This is a genomic window from Microbispora oryzae, assembly GCF_017896165.1.
Lineage (GTDB): Bacteria > Actinomycetota > Actinomycetes > Streptosporangiales > Streptosporangiaceae > Microbispora > Microbispora oryzae.
This window is the reverse complement of record NZ_JAFCNB010000008.1, coordinates 224,159-249,396: the sequence shown is the minus strand read 5'-3', so window position 1 is coordinate 249,396 and position 25,238 is coordinate 224,159. Positions and strand designations below refer to the sequence as shown.

Annotated in this window: 23 protein-coding genes; 12 read left to right on the top strand and 11 right to left on the bottom strand. The window is 73.6% G+C overall.

All coding sequences use genetic code 11. The annotated features are described in order from the left end of the window. Positions 1 to 65: 65 nt before the first annotated feature. From lhgD to JOL79_RS17305, 3 genes are read left to right on the top strand one after another with little or no spacing between them, the layout of a single operon-like run. Positions 66 to 1,256 (top strand): L-2-hydroxyglutarate dehydrogenase, encoded by a 1,191-nt coding sequence (gene lhgD, locus JOL79_RS17315; protein ID WP_210156849.1) that lies wholly within the window; start codon positions 66 to 68, stop codon positions 1,254 to 1,256. Between the two features lie 12 nt (positions 1,257 to 1,268). Further along, positions 1,269 to 1,979, top strand: a complete 711-nt coding sequence (locus tag JOL79_RS17310; RefSeq protein ID WP_210156848.1) for a response regulator transcription factor — start codon at positions 1,269 to 1,271, stop codon at positions 1,977 to 1,979. Positions 1,980 to 1,982: 3 nt separating this feature from the next. Continuing rightward, a complete protein-coding gene (locus JOL79_RS17305) occupies positions 1,983 to 3,392 on the top strand; it encodes a sensor histidine kinase (RefSeq protein ID WP_307848577.1) in 1,410 nt (469 codons plus the stop codon). A gap of 1 nt (position 3,393) precedes the next feature. Here the strand turns inward: JOL79_RS17305 and JOL79_RS17300 are convergent, their stop codons facing one another. Next, the gene (locus JOL79_RS17300) at positions 3,394 to 5,241 is read right to left on the bottom strand and encodes an efflux RND transporter periplasmic adaptor subunit (protein WP_210156847.1); all 1,848 of its coding nucleotides are present in this window, start codon (positions 5,239 to 5,241) and stop codon (positions 3,394 to 3,396) included. A gap of 147 nt (positions 5,242 to 5,388) precedes the next feature. Between JOL79_RS17300 and JOL79_RS17295 the strand changes: the two genes are divergently transcribed. The 9 genes from JOL79_RS17295 to JOL79_RS17255 all read left to right on the top strand — a co-directional run bounded on the left by JOL79_RS17295 (position 5,389) and on the right by JOL79_RS17255 (position 15,450). Beyond that, positions 5,389 to 6,567, top strand: coding sequence for an efflux RND transporter periplasmic adaptor subunit (locus JOL79_RS17295; RefSeq protein ID WP_210156846.1), 1,179 nt, complete (start codon positions 5,389 to 5,391; stop codon positions 6,565 to 6,567). Next, positions 6,564 to 7,304, top strand: coding sequence for an ABC transporter ATP-binding protein (locus JOL79_RS17290; protein ID WP_210156845.1), 741 nt, complete (start codon positions 6,564 to 6,566; stop codon positions 7,302 to 7,304). Before JOL79_RS17295 ends, JOL79_RS17290 begins: the two co-directional genes overlap by 4 nt. Beyond that, the gene (locus JOL79_RS17285; RefSeq protein WP_210156844.1) at positions 7,301 to 8,587 is read left to right on the top strand and encodes an ABC transporter permease; all 1,287 of its coding nucleotides are present in this window, start codon (positions 7,301 to 7,303) and stop codon (positions 8,585 to 8,587) included. Before JOL79_RS17290 ends, JOL79_RS17285 begins: the two co-directional genes overlap by 4 nt. A 44-nt stretch (positions 8,588 to 8,631) precedes the next feature. After that, the gene (locus JOL79_RS17280) at positions 8,632 to 9,240 is read left to right on the top strand and encodes a hypothetical protein (RefSeq protein ID WP_210156843.1); all 609 of its coding nucleotides are present in this window, start codon (positions 8,632 to 8,634) and stop codon (positions 9,238 to 9,240) included. After that, entirely contained in the window at positions 9,237 to 9,926 is a 690-nt protein-coding gene (locus JOL79_RS17275) for a response regulator transcription factor (RefSeq protein ID WP_210156842.1), read from the top strand. The genes JOL79_RS17280 and JOL79_RS17275 overlap by 4 nt, the downstream gene beginning before the upstream one ends. Further along, the gene (locus JOL79_RS17270) at positions 9,901 to 11,349 is read left to right on the top strand and encodes a sensor histidine kinase (RefSeq protein ID WP_210156841.1); all 1,449 of its coding nucleotides are present in this window, start codon (positions 9,901 to 9,903) and stop codon (positions 11,347 to 11,349) included. The genes JOL79_RS17275 and JOL79_RS17270 overlap by 26 nt, the downstream gene beginning before the upstream one ends. A gap of 45 nt (positions 11,350 to 11,394) precedes the next feature. Then, on the top strand, positions 11,395 to 11,979 hold the full coding sequence (locus tag JOL79_RS17265) for a hypothetical protein (protein WP_210156840.1): 585 nt from the start codon (positions 11,395 to 11,397) through the stop codon (positions 11,977 to 11,979). A gap of 88 nt (positions 11,980 to 12,067) precedes the next feature. Then, positions 12,068 to 13,783 (top strand): GTPase family protein, encoded by a 1,716-nt coding sequence (locus JOL79_RS17260; protein ID WP_210156839.1) that lies wholly within the window; start codon positions 12,068 to 12,070, stop codon positions 13,781 to 13,783. Continuing rightward, positions 13,780 to 15,450: a GTPase gene (locus tag JOL79_RS17255; protein WP_210156838.1), complete on the top strand. Its 1,671-nt coding sequence runs from the start codon at positions 13,780 to 13,782 to the stop codon at positions 15,448 to 15,450. The genes JOL79_RS17260 and JOL79_RS17255 overlap by 4 nt, the downstream gene beginning before the upstream one ends. Here JOL79_RS17255 and JOL79_RS17250 read toward each other — a convergent pair. The 10 genes from JOL79_RS17250 to JOL79_RS17210 form a co-directional block, all read right to left on the bottom strand. Then, positions 15,404 to 16,528, bottom strand: coding sequence for an SPFH domain-containing protein (locus JOL79_RS17250; protein WP_210156837.1), 1,125 nt, complete (start codon positions 16,526 to 16,528; stop codon positions 15,404 to 15,406). The two genes, JOL79_RS17255 and JOL79_RS17250, sit on opposite strands and share 47 nt — an antisense overlap. Positions 16,529 to 16,531: 3 nt before the next feature. After that, complete coding sequence (locus JOL79_RS17245; protein WP_210156836.1) at positions 16,532 to 16,963, bottom strand: NfeD family protein; 432 nt, start codon at positions 16,961 to 16,963, stop codon at positions 16,532 to 16,534. Between the two features lie 102 nt (positions 16,964 to 17,065). Beyond that, entirely contained in the window at positions 17,066 to 18,229 is a 1,164-nt protein-coding gene (locus JOL79_RS17240; protein WP_210156835.1) for a L,D-transpeptidase, read from the bottom strand. Between the two features lie 62 nt (positions 18,230 to 18,291). Beyond that, positions 18,292 to 19,407: a fumarylacetoacetase gene (fahA, locus tag JOL79_RS34095; RefSeq protein WP_307848576.1), complete on the bottom strand. Its 1,116-nt coding sequence runs from the start codon at positions 19,405 to 19,407 to the stop codon at positions 18,292 to 18,294. Then, on the bottom strand, positions 19,404 to 20,576 hold the full coding sequence (locus tag JOL79_RS34090) for a homogentisate 1,2-dioxygenase (RefSeq protein WP_230984917.1): 1,173 nt from the start codon (positions 20,574 to 20,576) through the stop codon (positions 19,404 to 19,406). The genes fahA and JOL79_RS34090 overlap by 4 nt, the downstream gene beginning before the upstream one ends. Before the next feature lie 80 nt (positions 20,577 to 20,656). Then, positions 20,657 to 21,313, bottom strand: coding sequence for an IclR family transcriptional regulator (locus JOL79_RS17230; protein ID WP_230984916.1), 657 nt, complete (start codon positions 21,311 to 21,313; stop codon positions 20,657 to 20,659). A gap of 24 nt (positions 21,314 to 21,337) precedes the next feature. Next, complete coding sequence (locus JOL79_RS17225) at positions 21,338 to 22,501, bottom strand: PucR family transcriptional regulator (protein ID WP_307848575.1); 1,164 nt, start codon at positions 22,499 to 22,501, stop codon at positions 21,338 to 21,340. A 26-nt stretch (positions 22,502 to 22,527) separates the two neighbouring features. Continuing rightward, positions 22,528 to 22,731, bottom strand: a complete 204-nt coding sequence (locus JOL79_RS17220; protein WP_210156834.1) for an EF-hand domain-containing protein — start codon at positions 22,729 to 22,731, stop codon at positions 22,528 to 22,530. 146 nt (positions 22,732 to 22,877) lie between these two features. After that, a complete protein-coding gene (locus JOL79_RS17215; RefSeq protein ID WP_210156833.1) occupies positions 22,878 to 23,999 on the bottom strand; it encodes a cellulose binding domain-containing protein in 1,122 nt (373 codons plus the stop codon). A 180-nt stretch (positions 24,000 to 24,179) separates the two neighbouring features. Further along, positions 24,180 to 25,124, bottom strand: a complete 945-nt coding sequence (locus JOL79_RS17210; protein ID WP_210156832.1) for a ketopantoate reductase family protein — start codon at positions 25,122 to 25,124, stop codon at positions 24,180 to 24,182. Between the last annotated feature and the right edge of the window lie 114 nt (positions 25,125 to 25,238).

Here is a 25,238-nt window from a genome sequence, read left to right as displayed (position 1 = left end):
CGAGAACCAGCCCGGCTGCGCGACAATGTCGGCATGGCAACCCACCGGACGCCGGCCGGGCCGGCATGAGGATCGGGATCATCGGCGCGGGGATCCTGGGCCTGGCCGTGGCCAGGCAGGCCGCCCAAGCGGGGGCCGAGGTGACGGTCCTCGACAAGGAGGACCGGGTCGCGGCCCACCAGACCGGCCACAACAGCGGCGTGGTGCACGCGGGGATCTACTACCCGCCCGGCTCGCTCAAGGCCCGGCTCTGCCGGGACGGCGTGTCCCTGCTCAAGGAGTACTGCGCGGAGCACGGGCTGCCGTACGACGAGGTGGGGAAGCTGGTCATCGCCTCCGGCCGGGGCGAGATGGCCGGGCTGCGCCGCATCGCCGATCGAGCCAGGGAGAACGGGGTTCCCGACGTCGCGGAGCTCGACGCCATCGGCCTTCGGGAGATCGAGCCCGCCGCGGTCGGGGTGGGCGCGGTCCACTCGCCGCGCACCGCGATCACCGACTACCCCGCCGTCGCCCGGTGCCTCGCCGACGAGGTGACCGCTTCGGGCGGGTCCGTACGGCTCTCGCATCCCGTGCGGGCGATCAGGGAGAGATCGGGCGGCGTCGATGTGCTGGCGGGGCGGTCGCGCTTCAGGTTCGACCGGCTGATCTCCTGCGCGGGTCTCGGCACCGACCGGGTGGCGGAGCTCGCGAAGGCGCCCGGGGCCGTGCGGATCGTCCCGTTCCGCGGGGAGTACTACCGGCTGACGCCCAAGGCGAAGGACCTGGTGCGCGGCCTCGTCTATCCGGTGCCCGACCCCCGTTACCCCTTCCTGGGCGTCCATCTCACCCGGCGGATCGACGGCGAGGTCCTCGTCGGGCCCAACGCCGTGCTCGCCCTGGCGTACGAGGGCTACTCGTGGCGGGACGTGTCGCCCCGAGACCTCCGGCGCATCCTCACCTGGCCCGGCACCGGGCGGATGGCCGCCAAGCACTGGCGGACCGGAGTGAGAGAGGTCTACGGCTCCGTGGCGAAGGGCGCGTTCGTGGCCGCGGCCCGCCGGTACGTCCCCGCGCTGTCGTCGGCCGACCTGGTGCGGACCGAGGGCGGCGTGCGGGCGCAGGCCGTGGGGCGGGACGGCGGGCTGGTCGACGACTTCGCGATCGACGTCCGGGGCCGGATCGTCCTGGTGCGCAACGCCCCGTCGCCCGCCGCGACCTCAAGCCTCGCCATCGCCCGACATATCGCTTTAACAGTGCCCTTAACGGAAGGGCCATAGAGTACGTCCGCCATGGTTGCCGAATCCGCCGAAGCCCGCCTGCTGATCGTCGAGGACGAGCCCAACATCCTCGAACTGCTGGCGGCCAGTCTCAGGTACGCCGGGTTCGAGGTTCACACGGCCGCGAACGGGATCGAGGCCGTGGCCGCGGCCCAGCGGCACCGGCCCGACCTCATCGTGCTCGACGTCATGCTGCCCGACATCGACGGCTTCGACATCGTCCGCCGCCTGCGCGGCGGTGGCCTCCACACGCCGATCGTGTTCCTCACCGCCAGGGACGCCACGGAGGACAAGGTCCGCGGCCTGACCCTCGGGGGCGACGACTACGTGACCAAGCCGTTCAGCCTCGAGGAGGTCATCGCCCGCATCCGGGCGGTGCTCCGCCGTACGGCCGGCGACCCGCTCACGGCGCCTCCCCGGCTGACGTTCGCCGACATCGAGCTCGACGAGGAGTCGCACGAGGTCTGGCGGTCGGGCGTGGCCGTCCCTCTGTCGCCCACCGAGTTCAAGCTGCTGCGCTACTTCATGGTCAACGTCGGCCGGGTGCTGTCGAAGGCCCAGATCCTCGACCAGGTGTGGGACTACGACTTCCGGGGCGACGCCGGCATCGTCGAGTCGTACGTATCCGTGCTCAGGCGGAAGCTGGACAGCAGGGAGCCGCGGCTCATCCACACCCTCCGCGGCGTCGGCTACGTCATGCGATTGCCCCCCGCCGGCGTGTGACCCGTGCCGGGACGCACGCCGCTGCGCATCAGGCTCAGCGCGGCCATGCTCGCCCTCGTCGCGGTGGCGCTCGCCGTGATCGGGGTCGGCAGCGTGTCGGTCCTGCGGTCCTATCTCGTCGGCCGGGTCGACGCGCAGCTCGGCATGGTGGTCGCCGATCTCGGCATGCGGCTGCAGCGGGGGCCGCTCGCCCTCGGCAGGCTGCGGGTGCCGCCCACGGGCCGGGTGGAGATCCGCGACGCCACGGGCAAGACCGTGGCGATGCAGGTGGGCATGGACGTCGAGACCCGTCCCGGCCCCGGACCGCTCACGGCGGCTGAGGCACAGGCCGGGTCCGCCCAGACGGTGTCCGCGGTGAACGGCGACGGGCTCTGGCGGGTCAGAGCCGTGCCGATCGAGGGCTTCGGCAGCGTGGTCGCCGCCGTCGACATGGAGTCCGTGCAGCAGATCACCACCCGGCTCGCCCTGGTGGAACTGCTCGGTGGCGGCGCCGTCATGGCCACGCTCGCCGTCGTCGGAGTCGTCATCGTTCGGCGGAGCCTGCGGCCGCTCGGCGAGATCGAGGCGACGGCCGAGGCCATCGCCCAGGGACACCTCGGCAGCCGCATCCCCGACTGGGACCCTCGCACCGAGGTCGGCCGCCTGGCCCGCTCGCTCAACGGCATGCTGGCCCAGATCGAGGCCGCCTTCCAGGCGCGGGCGGCCTCCGAGGCGGCGGCGCGCGAGTCGGAGGCGCGGATGCGGCGGTTCGTCGCGGACGCCTCCCACGAGCTGCGGACCCCGCTGACGTCGATCAGGGGATTCGCCGAGTTCCACCGGCAGGCGCCGGACGAGGACGCCGGCTGGCTCCTCTCCCGGATCGAGAGCGAGGCGGGCCGCATGGGCCTGCTCGTCGACGACCTGCTGCTGCTCGCCCGCCTCGACCAGCAGCGTCCTCTGCTCCAGCAGCCCGTCGACCTGCTCGCTCTCGCCGCCGACGCCGTCCAGGACGCGCGGACGCTCTGCCCCGACCGCGACGTCTCCCTCGCGATCGAGGGCGACGCCGCACTGATCGTCACGGGGGACGAGGTGCGGCTGCGCCAGGTCGTGGGCAACCTGATGAGCAACGCCACCACCCACACACCGGCCGGCACCCCCATCACCGTGCGGGTGGGCCGCGAACGGTCGCACGCCTTCGTCGAGGTCGCCGACAAGGGCCCCGGTCTCACCCCGGAGCAGGCCGCCCGGGTCTTCGAGCGCTTCTACCGCGCCGACCCGTCCCGCAGGCGTCCGACGGGCGGCAGCGGGCTGGGGCTGGCGATCGTCGAGTCGCTCGTCCGGGCCCACGGAGGGACGGTCTCGGTCCGGTCGGAGCCCGGGGCGGGGGCCGCCTTCCGGACCGTCCTGCCCCTGGCGTCCGAGGCCCTGCCCTGACCTACTCGGCTCCGGGGAAGCCCTCGTCGGGGAAACCGCCGCCCGCCGTGCTCGTGGGGAGCACGACCTGGTCGCCGTCCGAGAGCCCGCTGAGGATCTGGACGTACTGGTCGCCGCGGACGCCCTGCTTCACGGTGCGCCGCATCTGCGTCCCGCCGTTGACCACCGTGACCGTCGCGGTGCCGTCAGGGAGGGTCCGTACGGCCTGGGACGGCACATACAGGGCGTCGGCGGCCTCACCCGTCGTCACCCGCACGCTGGCGCTCTGGCCCAGAAGAAGCCGGGCCGGGCGGTTGTCGAGGCCGATCGTGACGCCGTACTGGACGAGCCGGTTGGTCGTGGTCGCCGTCGGGTCGATGTGGACCACGGTGCCGGAGTACTGCTCGCCCGGCCGGGTCGCGAGGCTGACCGACGCCTTCTGGCCGACCTTGAGCGAGCCCACGTCCGACTCGGTGACCATCGCCTCCACCTGGAGATCGCTCAGATCGCCCAGTGTGATGAAGGTCCCGGACGTGTAGTGGGTGCCGACGGTGCCGTCGATGGACAGGACGGTGCCGTTCGCGGGCGCGGTTATCTTGACTCCGGCGAGGGCCTTCGCGGCGTCGGACAGCTTGCCGCTCGCCTGGGTGACCTGGGCCTCGGCCTCCGCCTCCGTGAGCTGCCGCCCGCCGCCCTGACCGCCGCCGCTCTGACCCTGGCCACCGCCGCCCTGGCCGCCTCGTCCGGAGAACCCCTGCCCGGCTCCGCCGCCGGAGCCACTCCCGCCTGCGCCCTGGCCGCCTGCGCCCTGGCCCCCTGCGCCCTGGTTTCCGGCGCCCTGGCCGCATCCCTGCGGGGAGGCGCCGGTCGGGGACGGCTGCGGGGTCGGGGCCGCCGGGGGGATCGAGATGCTGAGAGTCGGCTCCGGATGCCCTGTGGGGTGATGATGCGGCCGGTGCGACCAGGTGGGCTTCGGGTTCGGCGTGCCGGTCGGCCCCGGGGTGGCTGTCGGCCGTGGGTCCGCGGTCGGCCGGGGATCGGGTGACGGCGATGCCGGATGCCCGCCGGCACCCGTCGAGTAGGCCGTCGTCGAATAGGCCGCAAGGGATATGCCTGTCGCCGTGACGGCGCCCCCGCCGCGCTGGGCCTGCCCGGACGGGCTGGGCGACGGCGACGACCCTGGCGGGCAGGGAGCCGAAGCGCCGCCGGAGCCTCCTGCGCTGGAGCTCCCGGCTCCGGAGCCCCCGGTGCCGGCGGAACCTCCTGCCCCACCGGCCGGAGCCCCCGTGCCCCCGGCCGAGGAACCCGTGCCGCCTCGTGACGCGCCCGTGCCCCCGGCCGAGGAACCCGTGCCGCCTCGTGACGCGCCCGTGCCTCCAGCCGAGGAACCGGCGCCGCCTCGTGTGGCGCCGCCGGCCGACGCGCCCGAACCGGCGCCGCCCCCAGAACCCCCAGAAGCCCCAGAAGCTCCGGAGGCCCCAGACGCCCCTGCCGTGACGGACACGCCGTTCCGCACGTTGTCGAGGGTCTCCTGAGCGGCGGCGAGGGCGGCCTTGGCGGCCTCGTAGTCTTCCCTGGCGATCGTGTCGTCGATGCGGGCGAGGAGCGCTCCCCGCTTCACCTTGTCGCCGAGCTTGACGTAGATCTTCTGGACCGTGCCCTCCGCGCCGAACACGAGGTCGTTGACGCCGTTGTTCACCGTGCTCCCGGCCGCCGAGACGTAGGACGACACGGTCCCCCGCTTGGCGGACGCGAGCGAGATCGGTTGCGGGGCGGACGAACCGCCCGCGGCGCTGATCACGGCGACGCTCGCCACGACGATCCCGGCGAGGGCCAGTCCCCCCACGCGGACAGGAGTGCTCGGTCTCATGGCGGACATCCTGCTGATGCCACGTCACCGCCGGCTTGGCCGTACCTGAGAGTTCACTGTGGATGCGGGGACCACCGTGGCGACTGTCAGGAAACCCTCAGCATCGGCCGAGGTTGCCCGAAGCGGGATTTGCCAGGGTTCATCGTCGTGAAGCTGTCGACGAAGCGCAGAGCGCTGATCATCAACGGCGTGCTGCTGGTGCTGCTGCTCGGCGGGATCGCCGCCACCTGGGCGGCCCTGCAAGGAGACTCCTCCGCTGAGACGTCGCCGCTGACGACCCGCGTGACGCGCGGGAGCGTCATCGCCACCGTGTCCGCGTCCGGCTCGGTCGAGAGCGCCCGCACCAGGGCGCTCGACTTCGGGACGAGCGGCACCGTCGAGTCGATCGAGGTGCAGGCCGGTGACAAGGTGAAGAAGGGGCAGGTGCTGGCCCGGCTGGACGACACGGCCGCCAGGGAGAGCCTCGACGCCGCCAAGGCCGCCCTGGACGCCGCCAGCGACGGCGACACCTCGACGGCCTCCGGATACTCCCAGTACATCAGCGCGCGGAACACCTACCGCGCGGCACAGCGCGCCCTGGACGGCACGGTGATCAAAGCGCCGTACGCCGCGATCGTGACCGCCGTGAACGGATCGGAGGGCGGCTCGTCGAACGGCTCGGGGAGCTCCGGCTCGTCGAGCGGTTCGGGCGGGTCGTCCCAGGGGCAGGGCGGCGGTTCCCTCGGTTCGCAGGGGTCCCAGGGCTCGTCGGGCGGCACGTCCGGCGGCTTCATCGACATCGCCGACCCGGCGCGCCTCCAGATCGTCGGCGATTTCACCGAGGCGGACGTCACCCGGCTCAAGGTGGGGCAGACCGCCACGATCACGTTCGACGCGCTGACCGGGGTGACCGCGTCCGGCAAGGTCGCCGTGATCGATCCGCAGGCGCAGACGAGCAACAACGTCGTCCAGTACGCGGCGACGATCTCCCTCACCGACGTGCCCCGCACCGTGCGGCTCGGCCAGACGGCGAGCGTCCAGGTGGAGGTGGGCCGGGCCGACGACGCGCTGACCGTCTCGTCGGCGGCGGTCACGACCGTGGGCGGCCGGAGCGTGGTGACCGTGCTGGAGAACGGCAAACAGGTCGTGCGCCCGGTGGAGGTCGGCCTCAAGGGAGACCTCACCACCGAGATCAAGTCGGGTCTGAAGGAGGGCGACGAGGTGGTCCGGCCGCTTCCGACCACGGCCGGCACGGGCGGAGGCTTCCCGATCGGCGGCGGCGGTCTGGGCCGCGGCCTCGGCGGCGGGTTCGGCGGCGGCGGCGGTGGCGGAGGGAGGGGCCGATGACGGACGGGAAACCGCCGGTTCTCGACCTGCGGGACATCACCAAGGTGTACGGCTCGGGCGAGACGGCCGTACACGCGCTGCGCGGCGTCTCGCTGACGGTGGACCGCGGCGACTACGTGGCCATCATGGGGGCCTCGGGCTCCGGCAAGTCGACGCTCATGAACATCGTGGGCTGCCTCGACATCCCGTCCGGGGGGCGCTACCTGCTCGACGGCACCGATGTGGGGGCGCTCGACGAATACCAGCAGGCGATCGTCCGCAACCGCAAACTCGGCTTCGTCTTCCAATCGTTCAACCTGATCCCCCGGATGAGCGCGCTGTCCAACGTGGAGCTCCCCCTGGCGTACGGCGGGGTGAAGGCGGGGGAGCGGCGCAGACGGGCGCTGGCCGCGCTCGACCAGGTGGGGCTGGCCGCCAGGGTGGGCCACCAGCCGAACGAGCTGTCCGGCGGCCAGCAGCAGCGGGTGGCGGTGGCGCGGGCGCTCGTGACGGCCCCGACCCTGCTGCTGGCGGACGAGCCGACCGGCGCGCTCGACAGCAAGTCCAGCCAGGACGTGATGGGCATCTTCGACCGCCTCGGCGCGAGCGGCCGGACCATCGTCGTCATCACGCACGAGGAGGAGGTCGCCTCGCACGCGAAACGGGTGATCCGGCTGATGGACGGCCACGTCGTCGAGGACGTACGGACCTCTCCGGTCGGCGGCCTCCCGCCGCGGCTCGCCGAGGTGGCGTCGTGAACGCGGCCGAGGTCCTGCGGTTCGCCCTGCGCGGGCTGACCGCCAACAAGGTGCGCAGCGCGCTCACGATGCTCGGCATCCTCATCGGGGTCGCCGCGGTGATCCTGTTGGTCGCCGTGGGGCAGGGCGCGTCGCGGTCGATCCAGGACAACATCCAGCGGCTCGGCGCCAACTCGCTGACGATCACGCCGTCCACGTCCGGGGGCGGCTTCGGCGGCGGGGGCGGCGGGGGCGGCTTCGTCCGGATCGCCCAGGGCGGTGGACGGGGAGACCAGCAGAACAGCGGTCCCCGCACCCAGGCCAAGGACCTGACCGTGGACGACGCAAGGGCGCTGGCCGACCCGGCCAACGCGCCGTCGGTGAAGAGCGTCTCCCCGGTGGTGACCGCCCAGAACCAGGCGGCGACGTACGAGGGCGCGAGCCACTCGATCGCGCAGCTCGTCGGCACCTATCCCAGCTATTTCGAGGCGTCCAACAAGCCGGTCGTCTCGGGCACGTACTTCTACAACGACGACGTCCTGTCCGCCCGGAAGGTCGTGGTCATCGGGCACACGGTCGCCCAGGACCTCTTCGGCACCGCCAGCCCGCTGGGCAAGCAGATCAACGTGGCCGGTGTGCCGTTCACGGTGGTGGGCGTGCTCAAGGAGGCGGGGTCCTCGGGCTTCCAGGACGCCGACGACGTCGCCATCGCGCCGCTGCCCGCCGTGCAGCAGAGCCTCACCGGCTTCGGGCCGCTCGGGCAGATCCTGGTCGAGGCCAAGACCGCCGACGCCGTCGACGCCGCGCAGGCCGAGGCGACGCAGGTGCTGAACCAGCGGCACGGCATCACCGGCACGGCCTCCGCCGACTACCGCATCCTCAATCCGGCCACGCTGCAGGAGACCGTCAGCGCCGCGACCGGCACGTTCACCGTGCTGCTGGCCGCGGTCGCCGCGATCAGCCTGCTCGTGGGCGGCATCGGCATCACCAACATCATGCTCGTCACGGTCACCGAGCGGACCCGCGAGATCGGCATCCGCAAGGCCATCGGCGCGCCGCGGGGGGCCATCCTCGGCCAGTTCCTCGCCGAGGCCACCATGCTCAGCCTCGTCGGCGGCCTGGCCGGGACTCTGATCGCGGTCGTGGGCGCGCAGTTCACGATCGCCGGAATCGAACCGGTGATCGTGCCGATGTCGATCGTGCTGGCGCTCGGCGTCTCCGTCGCCATCGGGCTCTTCTTCGGCAGCTATCCCGCCAACCGCGCCGCCAAGCTGCGGCCGATCGAAGCCCTCCGGTTCGAGTGACGGCCACCAATGACGATCACCGATACAGCCCAAGGGAGACGGATGTGAGCAGGCACGGCACCCCAGAGGACGTGCTGGAGTCCTCGCCGTTCGACGACGACCTCGATGAGGCGCTGGCGGCCGGCCCGGCCCGGGCGAAGGCGTCGAAGCTCACGCTCGGCCTCGCCGGGGCGGTCCTGCTCGTCGCCGGGATGTTCGTCGGCGTGCAGGCGCAGAAGGTGCTCGGCGGCTCGCCGCCGGGCCGTTTCGGGGGCGTCGCCGGGATTGCCGCCGGCGCCGGGGGCTTCGGCGCCCGGGCGGGCGGCGCCGGCGGCGCGGGAGGCGGTTTCGGCGGCCGTGCCGGGGGCGCCGGCGGTTTCGGCGGAGCGGGTGGCGGCGGTGCGGGCGGCGGGAACGTGACCTTCGGCACGGTCAAGCTCGTCGACGGCGGCACGCTCTACGTGCAGACGGCGACCGGCGGCCTCGTCACCGTGAAGACCAGCCGCGACACCAAGGTCAGCGTGACGAAGGCGGGCAAACTCGGCGACCTGAAGCCGGGCTCGACCGTCGTGGTGAACGGCGCCGCGGACGCCCAGGGGACGGTCGCGGCGACGTCGGTCACGCAGGGCGGGGCCGGCGGCCGGGGGGCGGGCGGCCGGGGGGCCGGGTCATGAGCCCCGAGGCGCGTCTCCTGGTCGTCGACGACGAGCCCAACATCAGGGAGCTGCTCTCCGTCAGCCTCCGATACGCCGGGTTCGAGGTGGTGACGGCCGCCGACGGCAGGGAGGCCGTGTCGCTCGCCGAACGGACGCGGCCGGACCTCATCGTGCTCGACGTGATGCTGCCCGACATGGACGGCTTCGCCGTCACCGACCGGCTCCGCGCCGCCGGGCGCCGCACCCCGGTGCTCTTCCTGACCGCCAGGGACGCCGCCGACGACAAGATCAGCGGGTTGCGCCGGGGCGACGACTACGTGACCAAGCCCTTCAGCCTGGAGGAGGTCCTCGCCCGGATCCGGGCCGTGCTCCGCCGTACACGCGGCGGGAACCCGGCCCCCACCCGCCTGCGGGTGGCCGATCTGGAGATGGACGAGGAATCCCGGGAGGTCTGGCGCGGCGGCAAGGCGGTGCGGCTGTCGCCCACGGAGTTCAAGCTGCTGCACTACTTCATGATCAATCAGGGCCGGGTGCTGTCGAAGGCGCAGATCCTCGACCACGTGTGGAACTACGACTTCGGCGGCGACCGCAACGTGGTCGAGTCGTACGTCTCCTATCTCAGGCGCAAGGTCGACTCGAGCGAGTCGAAGCTCATCCACACGCTACGCGGTGTGGGTTATGTCCTGCGTGCTCCGCGCCCGTGAGCTGAGACGGCGCGCGGCCAGGACGCCGCTGTGGCTGAGGCTCGTGGGCGGGACGCTGCTGCTGGTGGCGCTGGCCATCGCGCTCACCGGCGGCTTCGCCGTCCAGCTCCTGCGCGGCTACCTGATCGACCGGGTCGACGGCCAGCTCCTGGCCATGGACCACCGGGCGCACGAGCTGCCGTCCATGCCGGCGCCGTCGCAGGCCGGCGCCGCCCGGCCGCAGCGTGAGTTCGGCTCGTTCTACGTCGTGCTGCTGAGCGCGGACGGCGCGGTCGTCCGCACTCTTCAGGAGCCGCCGAACGGCGAGCTCCCCGCGCTGCCCCGGCCCGTGCTCCGGCACGGTTCGCGGCTGTTCACCGCCGAGTCGCCGAAGGGCGCGCTCTGGCGGGGCATAGTCTCGGCCGACGGCCAGGGCGGCTTCCGGGTGGCCGCGATGAGCCTCACCGAGATCGACGGCACCGTGTCACGGCTGGCGGTCATCGTGTCCTGCGTGGGGGTGGCCGTGCTCGCGGCCCTCGGGCTCGCCTGCCACTGGCTCGTCCGGCGCAGTCTGCGGCCGCTGGGGGAGATCGAGCGGACCGCAGAGGCCATCGCCGCCGGCGACCTGTCGCGCCGGGTCCCGCTCCGGCACCCGCGGACCGAGATGGGCAGACTGGGCCGGGCCATCAACGGCATGCTCGCCCAGATCGAGGCGGCCTTCCTCGACCGGGAGGCGTCGCAGGAGCGGATGCGCCGGTTCATGGCCGACGCCTCACACGAGCTGCGCACCCCGCTGACCTCCATCCGCGGGTTCGCCGAGCTGTCCCGGCAGCAACGTTCGCAGGACCCGGCCCGGCTGCTGCGCAGGATCGAGGACGAGGCGGTGCGGATGGGCCTGCTCGTCGACGACCTGCTGCTGCTCGCGCGGCTCGACCAGCACCGCCCCGTGGAGAGCCGGCCGGTCGACCTGCTGAGCCTGGCGGCCGGCGCGGTGCTCGACGCGCAGATCCTCGCGCCGGACCGGGAGATCGAGCTGCGCCGCATCGACGCCTCCGACGGCCCGGTGCGGGTGCTCGGCGACGAGGCGCGGCTGCGCCAGGTCATCGGCGCCCTGGTGAGCAACGCCCTGCGGCACACCCCTCCAGGTACGGCGTTCCGGGTGGGCGTGGGAGTCGTCCCGGGACCTCTCGCGGTGATCGAGGTCGCGGACGACGGCCCAGGGCTGGGACCGGGGGAGACCGAGCGGGTCTTCGAACGGTTCTACCGGTCCGATCCCGCCCGCAGCCGGGACTCCGGCGGCACCGGCCTCGGGCTGTCCATCGCCGCCGCCCTCGTGCAGGCCCACGGCGGCACGATCACCGCACGCGACGAGCCGGGCCACGGCGCCGTGTTCCGGGTGCAGATCCGCGCCGAGTCCGTCCAGAGCCAGCAGGCCGCGTCGTGAAAAGCACTTCCGTGAAAGGCCCCGTGATGAAAGGCCATGAGACCAATGACTAGGTTCATCCCTTCGCGTTATCTGACCGCCGGCGTCCTGGCCGCCGTGGCCCTGTCGGCCACCGGCTGCGGGGGCGACGACGCGGCGAGCGGATCGGGCACCGGGTCGGGCGGCTCGTCCGCCGCCGCGCCCGCCGCCTCGCCGGGGGCCGGTTCCCGCGAGGCGTTCACGGCCTGTCTGCGGCAGAACGGCGTCACGCTGCCGAGCGGACGCCCCAGTGGTCGTCCCAGTGGCCGCCCCACCGCGCGCCCCAGCGGCGGGACGGGACGAGGCCCGGGTGGCGGCCCGGGCGGTTTCGGCGGCGGGTTCCCGTCGATGTCGCCCGAGATGCAGAAGGCGTTTCAGGCGTGCCGCTCGCTCATGCCGCAGGGCGGTTTCGGCGGCGGGGGCAACCGGCGCGGGTTCGGCGGCGACCCCGCCGCCATGCAGGCGTTCCGCAACTGCATGAAGGACAACGGGGCGGAGGTGCCCGAGTCGGGTGGCTACCGGCAGATGAACCGGAACGACCCGAAGGTGGCGGCGGCGCTGAAGAAGTGCCAGGTGCTGCTCCCCACGGCGCGCCCCACGCCGGGCGCCTGAGGCGGCTCGTGCCGGCCCGCCGACTCGTGCCGGCCCGCCGACGCCTCGTGACGGATTCGACGGCGTCCCTCCGGGAAAGTGCCGGAGTATGGCGGGGCACGAGGGCCTCCTGGGCATCCTCCGGGACCTGCGGCGCCACCTCGACCAGGAGCTGTTCCCCCTGGCCGTCGGTGACGTCGCGGCCGACCGGCGTGCCCTGCGGGAGCTGAGCGGCCAGCTCGACGACTACCTGCTGCCCCGGCTGGCCGCCATCGACGCGCCATTGCTGGCCGTCGTCGGCGGTTCGACCGGGGCGGGCAAGTCGACGCTGGTCAACTCCCTGGTCGGGGAGACCGTCACCGAGCCGGGTGTGCTCCGCCCGACCACGCTCGCCCCCACCCTGGTCGCCGGTCCCGCAGACACCCCGTGGTTCGCCTCGCCCACGGTGCTGCCCGCGCTGCCGAGGGTGACCGGAGACGGCCGGGGCGAGCCGGGCACGCTCCGGATCGCGACCGTCGAGAGCCTGCCCGCCGGGCTCGCCCTGCTCGACGCCCCGGACATCGACTCGGTCGTCGCCGCCAACCGCGAGCTCGCGGCGCAGCTCCTGGCCGCGGCCGACCTCTGGCTGTTCGTCACCACGGCGGCCCGGTACGCCGACGAGGTCCCGTGGGGCTTCCTCCGCCAGGCCCGCGAGCGCAGCACCGCGCTCGCGGTCATCCTGCAGCGCGTCCCGGCGGAGGCCCACGACCCCGTCACGGCCGACCTGGTCCGGTTGCTCGGCGAGAACGGCCTGGCCGGGACGCCGCTGTTCACGGTCCCCGAGCTGGCGCTCCCGTCGGAACGGGCCCGGCTGCCCGCCGAGACCGTGCAGCCGATCGCCACCTGGCTCGCGGAGCTGACCGTCGACGCGCGGTCCCGGGCGGCGGTGGTCAGGCGGACCCTCACCGGCGCGCTCGGCAGCCTCACCACCCGCGTGCCCCGGCTGGCCGACGCCGTCGACCGGCAGCGGGCCGGGATCGAGGAGCTGCGTGCCATGGCGGACAAGGCGTACGACACGGGGATGGCCGCCTTCGACGACGGCATGCGGGACGGCCTGCTGCTGCGCGGCGAGGTGCTCGCCCGCTGGCAGGACTTCGTCGGCACCGGCGACCTGATGCGGGCGCTGGAATCCCGCGTGGGATGGCTCCGCGACCGTCTCGCCTCACTGGTCCGCGGGCGGCCCGCCCCGGGGCGCGAGCTGCGGACGGCGCTGGAGAGCGGCGTCGAGTCGCTGATCCGCTCGGCCGCCGACGCCTCCGCCGAGCGGGCCGTCGAGTCGTGGCTCGCCACCCCGGCCGGGCGCGACCTGCTGGAACGCGCCGGGGTCGTGGTCACGGGACGGCTCGGCCGGGCGTCCGCCGAGCTGCCCGGGCGGGCCGGCACGGCGGTGCGCGCCTGGCAGGGCCACGTCCTCGACCTGGTGCGGTCGGAGGGCGCCGACCGGCGGTCGCTGGCCCGGGCGGCGTCGTTCGGCGTCAACAGCCTGGGCGTCCTGCTCATGCTCGCCGTGTTCTCCTCGACCGGAGGGATCACCGGCATCGAGATCGGCATCGCCGGAGGCACCGGCGTGCTCAGCCAGAAGCTGCTTGAGGCCGTATTCGGCGACCAGGCCGTGCGGACGCTGACCCAGAGCGCCCGCGACGACCTGCGCCGCCGGGTCGGCGACCTGCTGGGCGAGGAGCGGTCGCGCTTCACCTCGCTGCTCGACGGGCTCGGTCCCGGCGGTGAGACCGCGGCCCGGCTCAGGGAGGCGGCGAAGGCCGTACGGGAAAGGGGCGAGCTGTGAAGCTCCTCGGCGGGCGGGCGGAGGCGCCGCTCGACGACCGGCTGACCGCGCTCGCGGAGGCGGCCGAGCTGGCGGAGGGACGGGCCGGCCGCGCGGACGTCGAGCACGCCAGAGCCGTCGTCGAACGGGCCGGCGCGCGGTGCGGACTGTCGGTGGACCACACCGCCGCGGCCCTCGCCGGCGCGACGGGCAGCGGGAAGTCGTCGCTGTTCAACGCCCTCGCGGGGGCCGATCTGGCCGTCGTCGGGGTGACCCGGCCCACCACCGCCAAGGCGCAGGCGGCGATCTGGGGACCCGACGGCGCCGGGCCGCTGCTGGACTGGCTCGACGTGCCCGTGCGGCACGTCGTCGGGGGCGAAACGCCCCGCGGCGTGAAGCAGCTGGAGGCCACCGGCCTGATCCTGCTCGACCTGCCCGATCACGACTCGATCGAGCTGTCGCACCGGCTGGAGGTCGACCGGCTGGTGGGCGTGGTCGACCTGCTGGTGTGGGTGCTCGACCCGCAGAAGTACGCCGACGCGGCCGTGCACGAACGCTACCTGCGTCCGCTCGCCCGTCACCGGGACGTCATGGTCGTCGTGCTCAACCAGGTCGACCGGCTGCCCGCGGGATCGGTGGCGCGCTGCCTGGACGACCTGCGCGGCCTGCTGGCTGCCGACGGCCTGGCGGGCGTGCCGGTCGTCGGGGTCTCGGCCCGCACCGGCCGGGGCGTGGCGGAGCTCGGGCTCATCCTCGAACGGCGGGTGTCCCAGCGGCGGGCCTGGGCGGTCCGGCTCGCTGCGGACGTCGCCACGGCCGCCGACGCGCTGCGACCCGACGCGCCGGTGGCCGACGCTCCGCGGTCCGGGGAGCGGGCCGCGGCCGTGTCCCCGGAGCGGCTGAACCGGCCGCCGGACCGGCCGCTGGTTCGGGCGCTTGAGCAGGCGGCGGCGGTTCCGCTGGTGGTGGAGGCCGTGGCGAAGGCCCACCGGCACCGGGCGGTGGCCGCCACCGGATGGCCGGTGACGCGGTGGCTGCGCCGGCTCCGCCCGGATCCGCTGCGCCGCCTCCACCTCGGCCGGCGCGACGCCCGCACCTCCCTGCCGGCCGCGACCGCCGTACAGGTCTCCGCGGTCGACACGGCCCTGCGGGACGTCGGCGACGCGGCCGCGCGCGAGGTGCCCGAGCCCTGGGCGACCGCCGTCCGGCACGCGGCCCGCTCCCGGGCCGGCGAACTGGCCGACGCCCTGGACCGGACGGTCGCCACCACGTCGGCCGGGATGGCGCGGCCGCCGCGCTGGTGGCGGGCGGCGGGCACGCTCCAGTGGCTCACGGTCGGGGCGATGGCGATCGGGGCGCTGTGGCTGCTCCTGCTCTTCGCGACCGACTATCTGCTGCTGACCAGGCCGCCGACGCCGACGGTGGGCCGGGTGCCGTGGCCTACCGTCCTGCTGGCCGGGGGCGCGCTCGCGGGCGTCGTGGTCGCCCTGCTCTGCCGGGTGGCGGCCTGGATCGGCGGGCGCCGCCGGGCCCGCCGGGCCGCCAGGCGGCTCCGCGCCGGCGTCGAGAGGGTCGCCCGGGACCTCGTGATCGCTCCGGTGAACGACGAGCTGTCGCGGTACGCCCAGTTCGCCCGGTGCCTCACTGTGGCGGCGTCCGGCCGGGCCGCTCCTCCTCGGGGCGGGTGACGGCGGCCGGGTCACGCCGGCCCGTCAGCGCGTCCAGTGCGGTGACGCCCGGCCCGCCCTGGTCACCGGCGCCGGGGGAGAGCTGACGGGGGCCGCGCTCGCTGTCCTCGGCGGCCGCCCTGGCCTCCGCCGCGGCCCGCTCCGCCTCGGCGACGGCCGCGCTCTCGGTCCGCCGGCCGTCGCGTTCCCTGGTGGCGGGCGACATCGGCAGCGCCTCGGTGAACGCCTTCGACACCCCCTGCAGGGCCGAGGTGACCTCGCTCGGGATCACCCAGAACGTGTTGCCCTCTCCCTGCGCGAGCTGCGGCAGCACCTGCAGGTATTGATAGGCGAGCAGCTTGGGGTCGGGGTCGTTGCGGTGGACCGCCTGGAACACCTCGTCGATCGCCTGCGACTGGCCCTCGGCCTTGAGGATCTGCGCGGTCCGCTCGCCCTCGGCGCGCAGGATCGCGCTCTGCTTCTCGCCCTCCGCCGTGAGAATCTGCGACTGCCGCTGACCCTCGGCGGTGAGGATCGCCGCGCGCTTGTCGCGCTCGGCGCGCATCTGCTTCTCCATCGCCTCCTTGATGGTCTTCGGCGGGTCGATGGCCTTGATCTCCACCCGGTTGACCCGGATGCCCCACTTTCCGGTGGCGTCGTCGAGCACCCCCCGGAGCTGGCTGTTGATGGTGTCGCGGGAGGTGAGTGTCTTCTCCAGGTCCATGCCGCCCACCACGTTGCGCAGGGTGGTCACGGTGAGCTGCTCGACGCCCTGGATGAAGTTGGCGATCTCGTACTCGGCCGCCCTCGGGTCGGTGACCTGGAAGTACAGCACGGTGTCGATGTCGACGACCAGGTTGTCCTCGGTAATGACCGGCTGCGGCTTGAACGACACGACCTGCTCGCGCAGGTCGAGCAGCGGGCGGACCCGGTCGACGAACGGGATCACGAAGTTGAGGCCGGGCGCGAGCGTCCGGTAGTAGCGGCCCAGGCGTTCGACGTTGCCCGCCCTCGCCTGCGGCACGATGCGTACCGCGCGCAGCACCGTGAAGACGACGACAAGGGCGACGACGACGCCGGCGATCACTGCTGCGTCCATGCTCTACTCCCGAGGGTAGACGAGGGCGGTCGCGCCCTCGATCTCGATGACGTCGACCGTCGCGCCGGCGGGGATGACCAGGCTGTCGTCGTAGGCGCGCGCCGACCACTCCTCGCCCCCGATCCGGACCCGCCCGTCCCGGGCGGTGACCTCCTCGGTCACGTACGCCGGCCGGCCCACCAGAGCGGCCACGCCGAACCGGCGCGGGGGCGGCTGCCTGATGTGCCGCAACGCGATCGGCCGGACACCGGCGAGCCCGGCGACGGCCGCCACGACGAAGAGGGCGAGCTGGAGACCCGGCGGGAGCCCGACGAGCGCGACCCCGGCGGTCAGCAGGGCCGCGACGGACAGAATTCCCAGGGCGGCCGTGAGCGTGAAGATTTCCGCGACGCCGAGGGCCGCCGCGAGGATCAGCCAGACGATCCACGAGTCCATTGCCGCCTCCATAGCAATGAACGGATCCGGAACACAGGAGGTTCCTCCCCTTTACGGTAACTCCGTAGTCGTCGCCTCCGCGTCATTCGCGGGCGCGGCGGTTCAGCGGCGGACGGGACCGCCGCGGGCGGCCAGGTCCTCCCGCACGGGCGCGTGGAGGGCGCTGCCCGCCAGCCAGTCGGCCCAGGAGAGCTGCCAGTAGCCCCAGCCGTTGTTCCACTCCAGCTCGCGGGCGGTGCCGGTGACGATGACGGGGTCGCCGCGCAGGGAGTGGTCGTAGAACCACCGGGCCTGGTTGGGCCGGGCGTTCACGCATCCGTGGCTCACGTTGACCCGGCCCTGGGCCCACACGTTGTCCATCGCGTGGACGTACTCGCCGCTGTTGGAGATCCGCACGGCGTAGCCGATGAGCATGTCGTAGTAACCGGGCTCGCCCTCGCGGCGGCCGGGCGAGACCATGCGCACCGGGTTTCCCTTGTCCATGGTCAGGTGGACGCCGCTGGTCGTGGTGTATTCCCTGGTGGTGCCCATGCCGGCGCTGATCGCCATGCGCTGGGCCACCTGGCCGTCCGTCCGGACCACCATCTGATGGGTGCGGGCGTCGATCGTGCTGATCGTCGCCCGGCCCACGCCGAAGGAGAGTGACCTGTCGGCCGCGCCGTACGTGCCGGGGCCGGTGCGCAGCCCGGCGAGATGGGCGGTGAACGCGACCCTGCTCCCGGACGGCCACATGTTCCTCGGCCGGTAGATCGCCTGCGTCGGCCCGGCCCAGCGCCAGGCCCCCTCGCCCGGCCCCCGGACCTCCAGCGCCTTCTCCACGGCCGCCCGGTCCTCCACCGGGCCGGTGAACGTCACGATGATCGGCATGCCGACGCCGACGGTCTCCCGGTCGTCGGGCGTGACCGAGGCGACCGAGATCTCCCGCTTCGGCCGCAGGGTGCGGAACCTCCCGGCGAGGCGCGACGTGACGCCCTGCGCTCCGGTGGCGACGGCGTTCACGGTGAACTCGGTGCCGGGGCGGAGCGTCCAGCGGGACCGCCACACGGTGTGGGAGGCGTCCAGGTCGCCGTCGAGGAGCTCCCGCCCGGCGAACGCGACCACGCTGGTCAGCCGGCCGCCCTCGGCTTTTACGACCACCGGGGCGTCGGGGCGCACCCCGGCCGTGCCCGAAGCCGGCGACATGGTGATCCGGGGGGCCGGCGGGACGTGGACGGCGCAGCCCCCGACGAAGAGGAGGACGGCCGCGGTCCAGGCGATCCAGCGCATGCGTGTGCCTGCCTTCGCTACTCGGGGCCACCAGAGTAGCGAGACGTGACGACGCGGACACGTTAAGTCGCGGGAACTATGGTCCCGGAGACCCCCGCCAGGCGGATCCCGTCCCGGGTGACGGCGTGGACGGTGACCGTGTCGCCGTCATCGAGGAAGGTCCTGGTCTCGCCGTTCGCCAGTGTCAGCGGCTCGGCGCCGTTGCGCGTCAGCTCGATCAGCGAGCCGGGGTCGTCCGGGCCGGAGACCGTGCCGCTGGCGAACAGGTCGCCGGTCCGCAGCCGGGCGCCGTTCACCGTCATGTGGGCGAGCATCTGGTCGGGCGTCCAGTACATGCCCCGGTAGGGCGGGGCCGAGACCGGCTCGCCGTTGAGCTCGACCGTGAGCGTGAGATCGAGGCCCCAGGGCGCGCTCCTGCGCAGGTAGGGGAGCGGCTCCGGGTCCTGCGCCGGGCCGTCGACCCGCGCGCCCTCCAGCGCGTCGAGCGGGGTGATCCACGGCGAGATCGAGGTGGCGAACGACTTGCCCAGGAAAGGCCCGAGGGGCACGTACTCCCAGGCCTGGATGTCCCTGGCGCTCCAGTCGTTCACGAGGGCGACGCCGAAGACGTGGTCCTCGAACGCCCCGGGACGCTCGCCCGGCCCTGTCGGCGTCCCGACGACGAAGCCCAGCTCGGCCTCGATGTCGAGGCGCAGGGACGGCCCGAAGGACGGGCGGCCGCCGGGCGCGGACGGCGGCCGCTGCCCGCACGGCCGCCTGATCGGCGTGCCCGAGACCACGACCGTGCCCGCCCGGCCGTGGTAGCCGACCGGCAGGTGCCGCCAGTTGGGCTTCAGCGGCTCCTCGCCCGGCCGCAGGATGCGGCCCAGCGCCGACGCGTGGTCGAGCGACGCGTAGAAGTCGACGTAGTCGGCCACGTCGACGGGCAGGTGCGGGGTCACCTCGCCGAGCGGAATCAGATCGCCTGCCGTGCTCTCTCTCACGGCCGCCTCGACGCGCCGCCGCGCCGCCCGCCACGCCGTACGGCCGAGGGCCATGAACGGGTTGAGCGAGGGCGCGGCGAAGACCTCGTCGCCCAGGGCCGCCGCGAGGTCGAGCACCCGGTCGTCCACCCGGACACCCACCCGGCGAGGCTCGCCCGGGCGGGAGAACACCCCGTACGGCAGGCCGAAGCTCACTCCCGGCCCGCCCAGGTCCAGGCGTACGCCGGGTCCTCGCACGCGAGGGCGGCCGGGCCGAGGTCGAGCGGGCGGAAGGTGTCGAGCATGACCGCCAGCTCGCTCGTGCGCGTCGCGCCCTGCCGTACGGCCTCGACGGCGGCCTCGACCGCGCCCGGCTGCGGGCCGTGGGTGAACCCCGCCGGATGCAGGGAGATCGAGCCGACGTCGATGCCGGAGCCCCGCCGGGCCGTGTAGTCGCCGCCCGCGTAGAACATGAACTCGTCGGAGTCGACGTTGTGGTGGTTGTAGGGGATCGGCACGGCCTCCGGGTCGAAGTCGAGCGGCCGCGGGCAGAACGAGCAGATGACGAAGCCAGGTCCCTCGAACGTCTGATGGACCGGCGGCGGGGCGTGGGTGCGCTTCACGATCGGCTCGAAGTCCTGGATGTTGAAGGCGTAGGGATAGAGACAGCCGTCCCAGCCGACCACGTCGAACGGGTGACGGGCGTAGGTGAGCCGGGTCAGCCCGCCCCTCGTCCGGACGAGGACCGGCACCTCCGCTCCGTCGGCCAGCAGCGGCTCGGCCGGGGCCCGCAGGTCGCGCTCGCTGTACGGCGCGTGCTCGAGGAACTGGCCGAACTGCGAGAGGTACCGCCGCGGCGGCCGGATGTGCCCGGCCGCCTCGACGACGAGCGCGGTCACCCGGCCCTCCGGCACCCATCGGTGGATCGTGCCGGTCGGGATCACGACGTAGTCGCCCTCGCCGACGTCCAGCGCGCCGTACGCGGACTCGAACCGCGCCCGTCCGCTCGCGATGTAGACGCACTCGTCGCCCTTCGAGTCGCGGTAGAGCTCGCTCGGCGCGGCGCTCTCGGCGTACGAGATCCGGACGTCGGCGTTGCCGGCCAGCAGCAGGCGGCCGGAGACGAGGTCGCCGTCCGGCGACAGCTCGCGGGTGCGGAAGTGGCGCGGCGACAGCGGGAGGTTCGGGACCAGGGCGGCCGGGCCGGCGTCCACCGCCTCGGCCTTGACGATCGCGGTGGGCGCGTGGCGGTGGTAGAGGAGCGAGGAGTCGGAGGAGAAGCCCTCCTCGCCCATCAGCTCCTCCTTGTACAGGCCGCCGTCCGGCCCGCGGAACTGGATGTGACGCTTGCGCGGCACCTCGCCGACGACGCGGTAGTGCGGCATGGCCATCCTCCGGAAGTGTCCTTATAGCGGACGTCTTTGTCCTCTATACGTACGACCTTCCGTCACCGCCGGTGCCGCTGTCAACCGGGGGCGGGCTGGGAGAGCGCCGCGGTGAGCTCCCGCGCCGCCGCGAGGACGAGCGGGCCCACCTCGTCGGGATCGAGATCGGTGAAGCTGACGACGCCGACGGACGCCTCAAGCCACGGGAGGCCGCGCACCGGGGCGGCGATGCCCTTCGCGCCCTCCTGGAGCTGGCCGCTGCTGGTGTGCAGGGCGGGCTCGCCGGCGCCGGCCCGCAGCGCGAGGAGCGCGAGCCCGGCCGCGCCCCGGGTCAGGGGATGGCGCGACCCCTCCCGGTAGGCGACGTGGAAGTCGGTCCACGACGGCTCGGCCACCGCGACGGCCAGGCCCTCGTCGCCCTCCGCCACCGTCAGGTGCGCGGTCGCCCCGGCCCGCTCGGCCAGGGCGCGCAGCGACGGCAGCGCGGCCAGGCGGAGCAGGGGCTGCACCGACCGGGCCAGCCCGAGAACCCCGAAGCCCAGATGAACCCGCCCGCTCGCGTCCCTGCGGGCGAACCCCTCCGCCATGAGAGTGGTGACCAGCCGGTAGACGGCGGGGCGGCTCAGGCCGAGCTCCTGGGCCAGCTCGGTCGGGGTGCGGCCCCGGTTGTCCTGCGCCAGCACGCGCAACAGCCGTAAACCCCGCTCCAGAGTCTGCGCTGACTCGGCCGCCATCATGATTCGATTATCGCGGGGCCGCGTCTAGCGCGGGGCTGCGTCGAGAGCCTGCCGGGCCCGCAGCACGATTTCCAGCTCGAAGCGGACGTCGGGGTCGGCGAGCTGGTCGCCGTAGAGCTCCTCCAGCTGGCGCAGGCGATAACGCACGGTCTGCGGGTGCACGTGGAGCGCGGCGGCGACCTCCGCGACGCCCCGGCCGTGCCGGAGCCAGGCCAGCAGGGTCTCGGCGAGCCGGTCCTGCTGGACGGGCCGGAGATGGGCCAGGGGCGCCAGCCGCGTCTCCGCGAGGGCCGCCACCAGCCCCTCGTCCTTGAAGACGACCAACATCGCCATGTGATCGGCGCAGCGCAGCAGGCCGTCCCATGGCAGGACGCCCCGTCTGCCCAGGTCGAGCGCCTCTCGGGCCCATCCCAGCGAGATCGCGGCGTCCGCGGGGGCGACCGCGGGCCCGACCGCGGCGCGCCGCCCGCCCAGGGCGCGCTCCAGCGCCTGGATCCGTCCCGGTCCCCCGGGGTCGGGCAGGACGAGGCAGGGGGCGGTCCTGTCGAGGCCCGGCAGGACGTCCGGGGGCAGGAGCGACGCCGGGGGCCCCTCCGCACGCTCCCGGTGCTCCTCGACGGCGACGCCGGCCACGGTCCTCGGCAGCGGCCACCCGGCCGCCCTCGCCATGTCGGCGATGGCGTCGGCGGAGGCGGGGGGCCGGCTGAGCAGCAGGTCGAGCAGCCGCCGCCGGCGCCGCTCCCGCTCGCCGGCCGCGTGGGCCCTGGCCTCCGCGAATCCCTCGGCCGCCGCGTCGGCGAGCTGGTCGAGGTAGACGAAGATGGCCTCGCCCAGGTCGTACAGCGTCCTGGGGTCGAGTCCCAGCTCGTCCGACTGCTCGGCGACCTGCCGCCAGGCCACCCGGGCGCCCAGGCGCATCGCGGCCTGGAACGACTCCAGGTCACGGCCCTCCGCGGCCTCGCCACGTCCGATGGTGCGGAACACCTCGAGGTCCCAGGGCGCGCGGGGGCTCTCGATGCGGTCGAGGAAGCCCCGCAGCGCCTCGTTGACCGCGAGGCGCAGGACCTTGAGGTACGTCTCGTCGGCGGGGCGCGAGTATTCGGGCACCCGCCGCTGGATTTCGTCGATCAGCAGGTCGGCGACGCCGTCGACCTGGGGGCGCAGCAGCGCCGCGACGCCCGCAGGCACCGCGCCCCAGAGCTCGTCGTCCGCTTTCAGCGCCTGCTCAGCCAGACGCCGAACTCGTCGATGTCGATCAGGCCGTCGCCGTCGCCGTCGACCTTCGCGATGGCGCCCTGCGCCCCGTCGACGCTGATCGTCTCGCCGAGCACCTCCATCAGGCGGACCAGCTCCTCCGCGGAGATCCGCCCGTCCTTGTCGGCGTCGATGAGATTAAAAGTCACCGCATATTCGCTCATGCCGTACTCCTCCCGGATCGCGCTCAGCACCTTAGCCGATCACGCGCTGCCCCCAGGCGGGAAGCGGAAACGTGGGGCCGCCAGGTCCGCTCACGCGTCAGCGAGACGGCTCAGCAGACGGCTCAGGAGACGGCTCAGGAGACGGCTCAGGAGACGGCGCAGCGGGCGGACGGCGCGGTGTTCGTGCCGTTCCAGGAGCCGAGGAAGCCGAACGACGTGGTGGCGCCGGGGGTGAGGGAGCCGTTGTAGCCGGCGTTCCGCACGGTCACGCTCTCGCCCGTCTGGGTCAGCGTGCCGTTCCAGGTCTGGGTGACCCGCTGTCCGTCGGCGAAGGTCCAGGTGACCGTCCACCCGTCGATCCGGGCGCTCCCGGTGTTCCGCACGGTGACGTCCGCCTGGAAACCCCCGCCCCACTGGTTGGTGACCGTGTACGTCGCCGAGCAGCCGGCCGGGCCGGAAGACGGCGAGGACGACGGCGAGGACGACGGCGAAGGGCTCGAGCTGGGCGAGGGGCTCGGCGTCCGGCTCGGGCTCGTGGACGGACTCGGGGAAGGACTCGGCGAGGGGCTGGGGGTGCCGCCGGACAGCAGCGCCGCCAGCGCCGGATACCACCGGTCGGACATCTTCTGGTCGCCGCTCGCGTTCGGGTGCACCCCGTCGTAGGTGTCGGCGGAGGTGCTGAAACCCGTCCACTGGTCGACCACCGTGATCGGCGACGCCGCCGTGGACTTCGCGGCGGCCCAGCCGGGGATCGCGTCGTTCAGGGCCACCACCCGCTGACCGCAGTCGGCGCAGTTGGCGGGGTTCATCGGCAGGATCTTCGCGACCAGGATCTTCATGTTCGGGTTGCTCGCCCGCATCTGGTCCACGAGCTTGCCGAACGCCGCGGTGATCGTGGCGGGGGACTTGCCGTTCCAGACGTCGTTGGTGCCGAAGTGCATCATGACGATGTCCGGGCGGGTCGCGGCGAGCCATCCGGGGAGCAGGTTCTGGTCCGCGACGTTGGTGGCGAGGTAGCCGCCGTGCCCCTCGTTGTCGCCGTCGTACGCGACGGCGCACCCCTGGGGCGGCAGCGTGCCGACGAAGTCGACGTTGGTGTAGCCGGTGCTCTGCAGTCTGTTCCAGAGCAGGGCGCGCCAGCAGCCGGGAGATCCGGTGATCGAGTCGCCCAGCGGCATGATCCGCACCGGGGCGGCCTGGGCGGGCCGGGCGACCAGCAGCCCGAGCAGCAGGACCAGCGCCGCCATGAGCGCGCTCTTCCTCGACATCGTGCCCTCCCTCGTCCGGCCAGGCGGCCATGTCCGGCCTCGTCCGCTCTGTCCGCCTCCGCTCGCCGCGATGGTAGGAGCGCGCCCGGCGGGCCGCCCAGCCCTCCCCGGCCGGAACGGGCGGTGACCTGCGCGGCCGGATGTACCGTTCAGCCGGGGAAGGTCAGCCCGGGAGCGCCGTCAGCCGATGAGCCGGGCGAGGTCCGCGATCGGCAGCGAGCCGGGCTCCCTTCTCTCCCGGGCGAACCGGTCGGCCTCCCGCTGCAGGACGAGGTTCACCGGCGTGGGCACGCCGTGCCGGCGGCCCAGCAGGACGATCTCCCCGTTGAGGTAGTCGACCTCGACCGAGCCGCTGCCCCTGGCGAGGCTCTGCCAGGTCGATCCGCCCGGCCGTTCGACGCCGCCGAGGGGAGCGATCTCGACCAGGTCGCCCCGGGCGGTCCGCTCCTCCTCCTCGGAGGCGTACGGGATGCCGGCGGCGTCCAGCACGGCCCGGGCCTCCCGCTGGGCGCGCTCGGTGATCTCTCCTGTGCCCGGGGCGTGCCCGCAGAGCGCCTCGACGGCGTTGCCCAGGTTGCCGAGCAGCTTGGCGTACTTCCACCGCATGACGTCGGGCACGGCGAAGGCGGCGAACCGGCTCTTGGAAAGATCACCGGCCATCCGCTCCGCCGTCTCGTCCACACCCTGTGGATATCGCCCGAGGGGAAGCATGCCCGACATCGGGGTGCCGTACGACGCCACCACCCCGGGTTCGAGATGGAGGGCGGGCATCCACAGGCACATGCCGTACACCTGGGAGAAACGGCGCAGTGCGAGGCGCTCGTTCTCCACGGCGTTCTGCGCGCAGACCACCGGGACGTCGTCCCAGCCGTCGAGCGCGGCCCGCGTGTCCTGCGTCTTCGTGGCGACGACGAGCACGTCCCCGTCGCCGAGCGGCACGGGACGGTCGGTCACCGGGATCCGGAGGGTCTCCTCGCCGTCGGGGGCGACCAGGCGCAGACCCCGGTCGCGGAGCGCCTCGTGGTGCGCGCCCCGCGCCACGAGCAGAACGTCGTGGCCGCTCTGGAAGAGGCGCCCGCCGATGGTCCCGCCGATCGCTCCCGCCCCGATGATGATGTAACGCACCGTTTGATACTGGCACGGGTTCCACCAGGTCGCGCGAGCGAATATGCTGCGTGCGGTCTGTTTTCCGCACGTCCCGAGAGGTCCGCCCATGTACAAGGAGTTCCTCGGCGAGGT

Bases quoted from the DNA above. Each gene is read 5' to 3' on its own strand.
- lhgD (WP_210156849.1), top strand. From the start codon at position 66: ATGAGGATCGGGATCATCGGCGCGGGGATCCTGGGCCTGGCCGTGGCC.
- JOL79_RS17310 (WP_210156848.1), top strand. From the start codon at position 1,269: ATGGTTGCCGAATCCGCCGAAGCCCGCCTGCTGATCGTCGAGGACGAG.
- JOL79_RS17300 (WP_210156847.1), bottom strand. From the start codon at position 5,241: ATGAGACCGAGCACTCCTGTCCGCGTGGGGGGACTGGCCCTCGCCGGG.
- JOL79_RS17290 (WP_210156845.1), top strand. From the start codon at position 6,564: ATGACGGACGGGAAACCGCCGGTTCTCGACCTGCGGGACATCACCAAG.
- JOL79_RS17275 (WP_210156842.1), top strand. From the start codon at position 9,237: ATGAGCCCCGAGGCGCGTCTCCTGGTCGTCGACGACGAGCCCAACATC.
- JOL79_RS17270 (WP_210156841.1), top strand. From the start codon at position 9,901: ATGTCCTGCGTGCTCCGCGCCCGTGAGCTGAGACGGCGCGCGGCCAGG.
- JOL79_RS17265 (WP_210156840.1), top strand. From the start codon at position 11,395: ATGACTAGGTTCATCCCTTCGCGTTATCTGACCGCCGGCGTCCTGGCC.
- JOL79_RS17260 (WP_210156839.1), top strand. From the start codon at position 12,068: ATGGCGGGGCACGAGGGCCTCCTGGGCATCCTCCGGGACCTGCGGCGC.
- JOL79_RS17250 (WP_210156837.1), bottom strand. From the start codon at position 16,528: ATGGACGCAGCAGTGATCGCCGGCGTCGTCGTCGCCCTTGTCGTCGTC.
- JOL79_RS17245 (WP_210156836.1), bottom strand. From the start codon at position 16,963: ATGGACTCGTGGATCGTCTGGCTGATCCTCGCGGCGGCCCTCGGCGTC.
- JOL79_RS17240 (WP_210156835.1), bottom strand. From the start codon at position 18,229: ATGCGCTGGATCGCCTGGACCGCGGCCGTCCTCCTCTTCGTCGGGGGC.
- JOL79_RS34090 (WP_230984917.1), bottom strand. From the start codon at position 20,576: ATGCCGCACTACCGCGTCGTCGGCGAGGTGCCGCGCAAGCGTCACATC.
- JOL79_RS17230 (WP_230984916.1), bottom strand. From the start codon at position 21,313: ATGATGGCGGCCGAGTCAGCGCAGACTCTGGAGCGGGGTTTACGGCTG.
- JOL79_RS17220 (WP_210156834.1), bottom strand. From the start codon at position 22,731: ATGAGCGAATATGCGGTGACTTTTAATCTCATCGACGCCGACAAGGAC.
- JOL79_RS17215 (WP_210156833.1), bottom strand. From the start codon at position 23,999: ATGTCGAGGAAGAGCGCGCTCATGGCGGCGCTGGTCCTGCTGCTCGGG.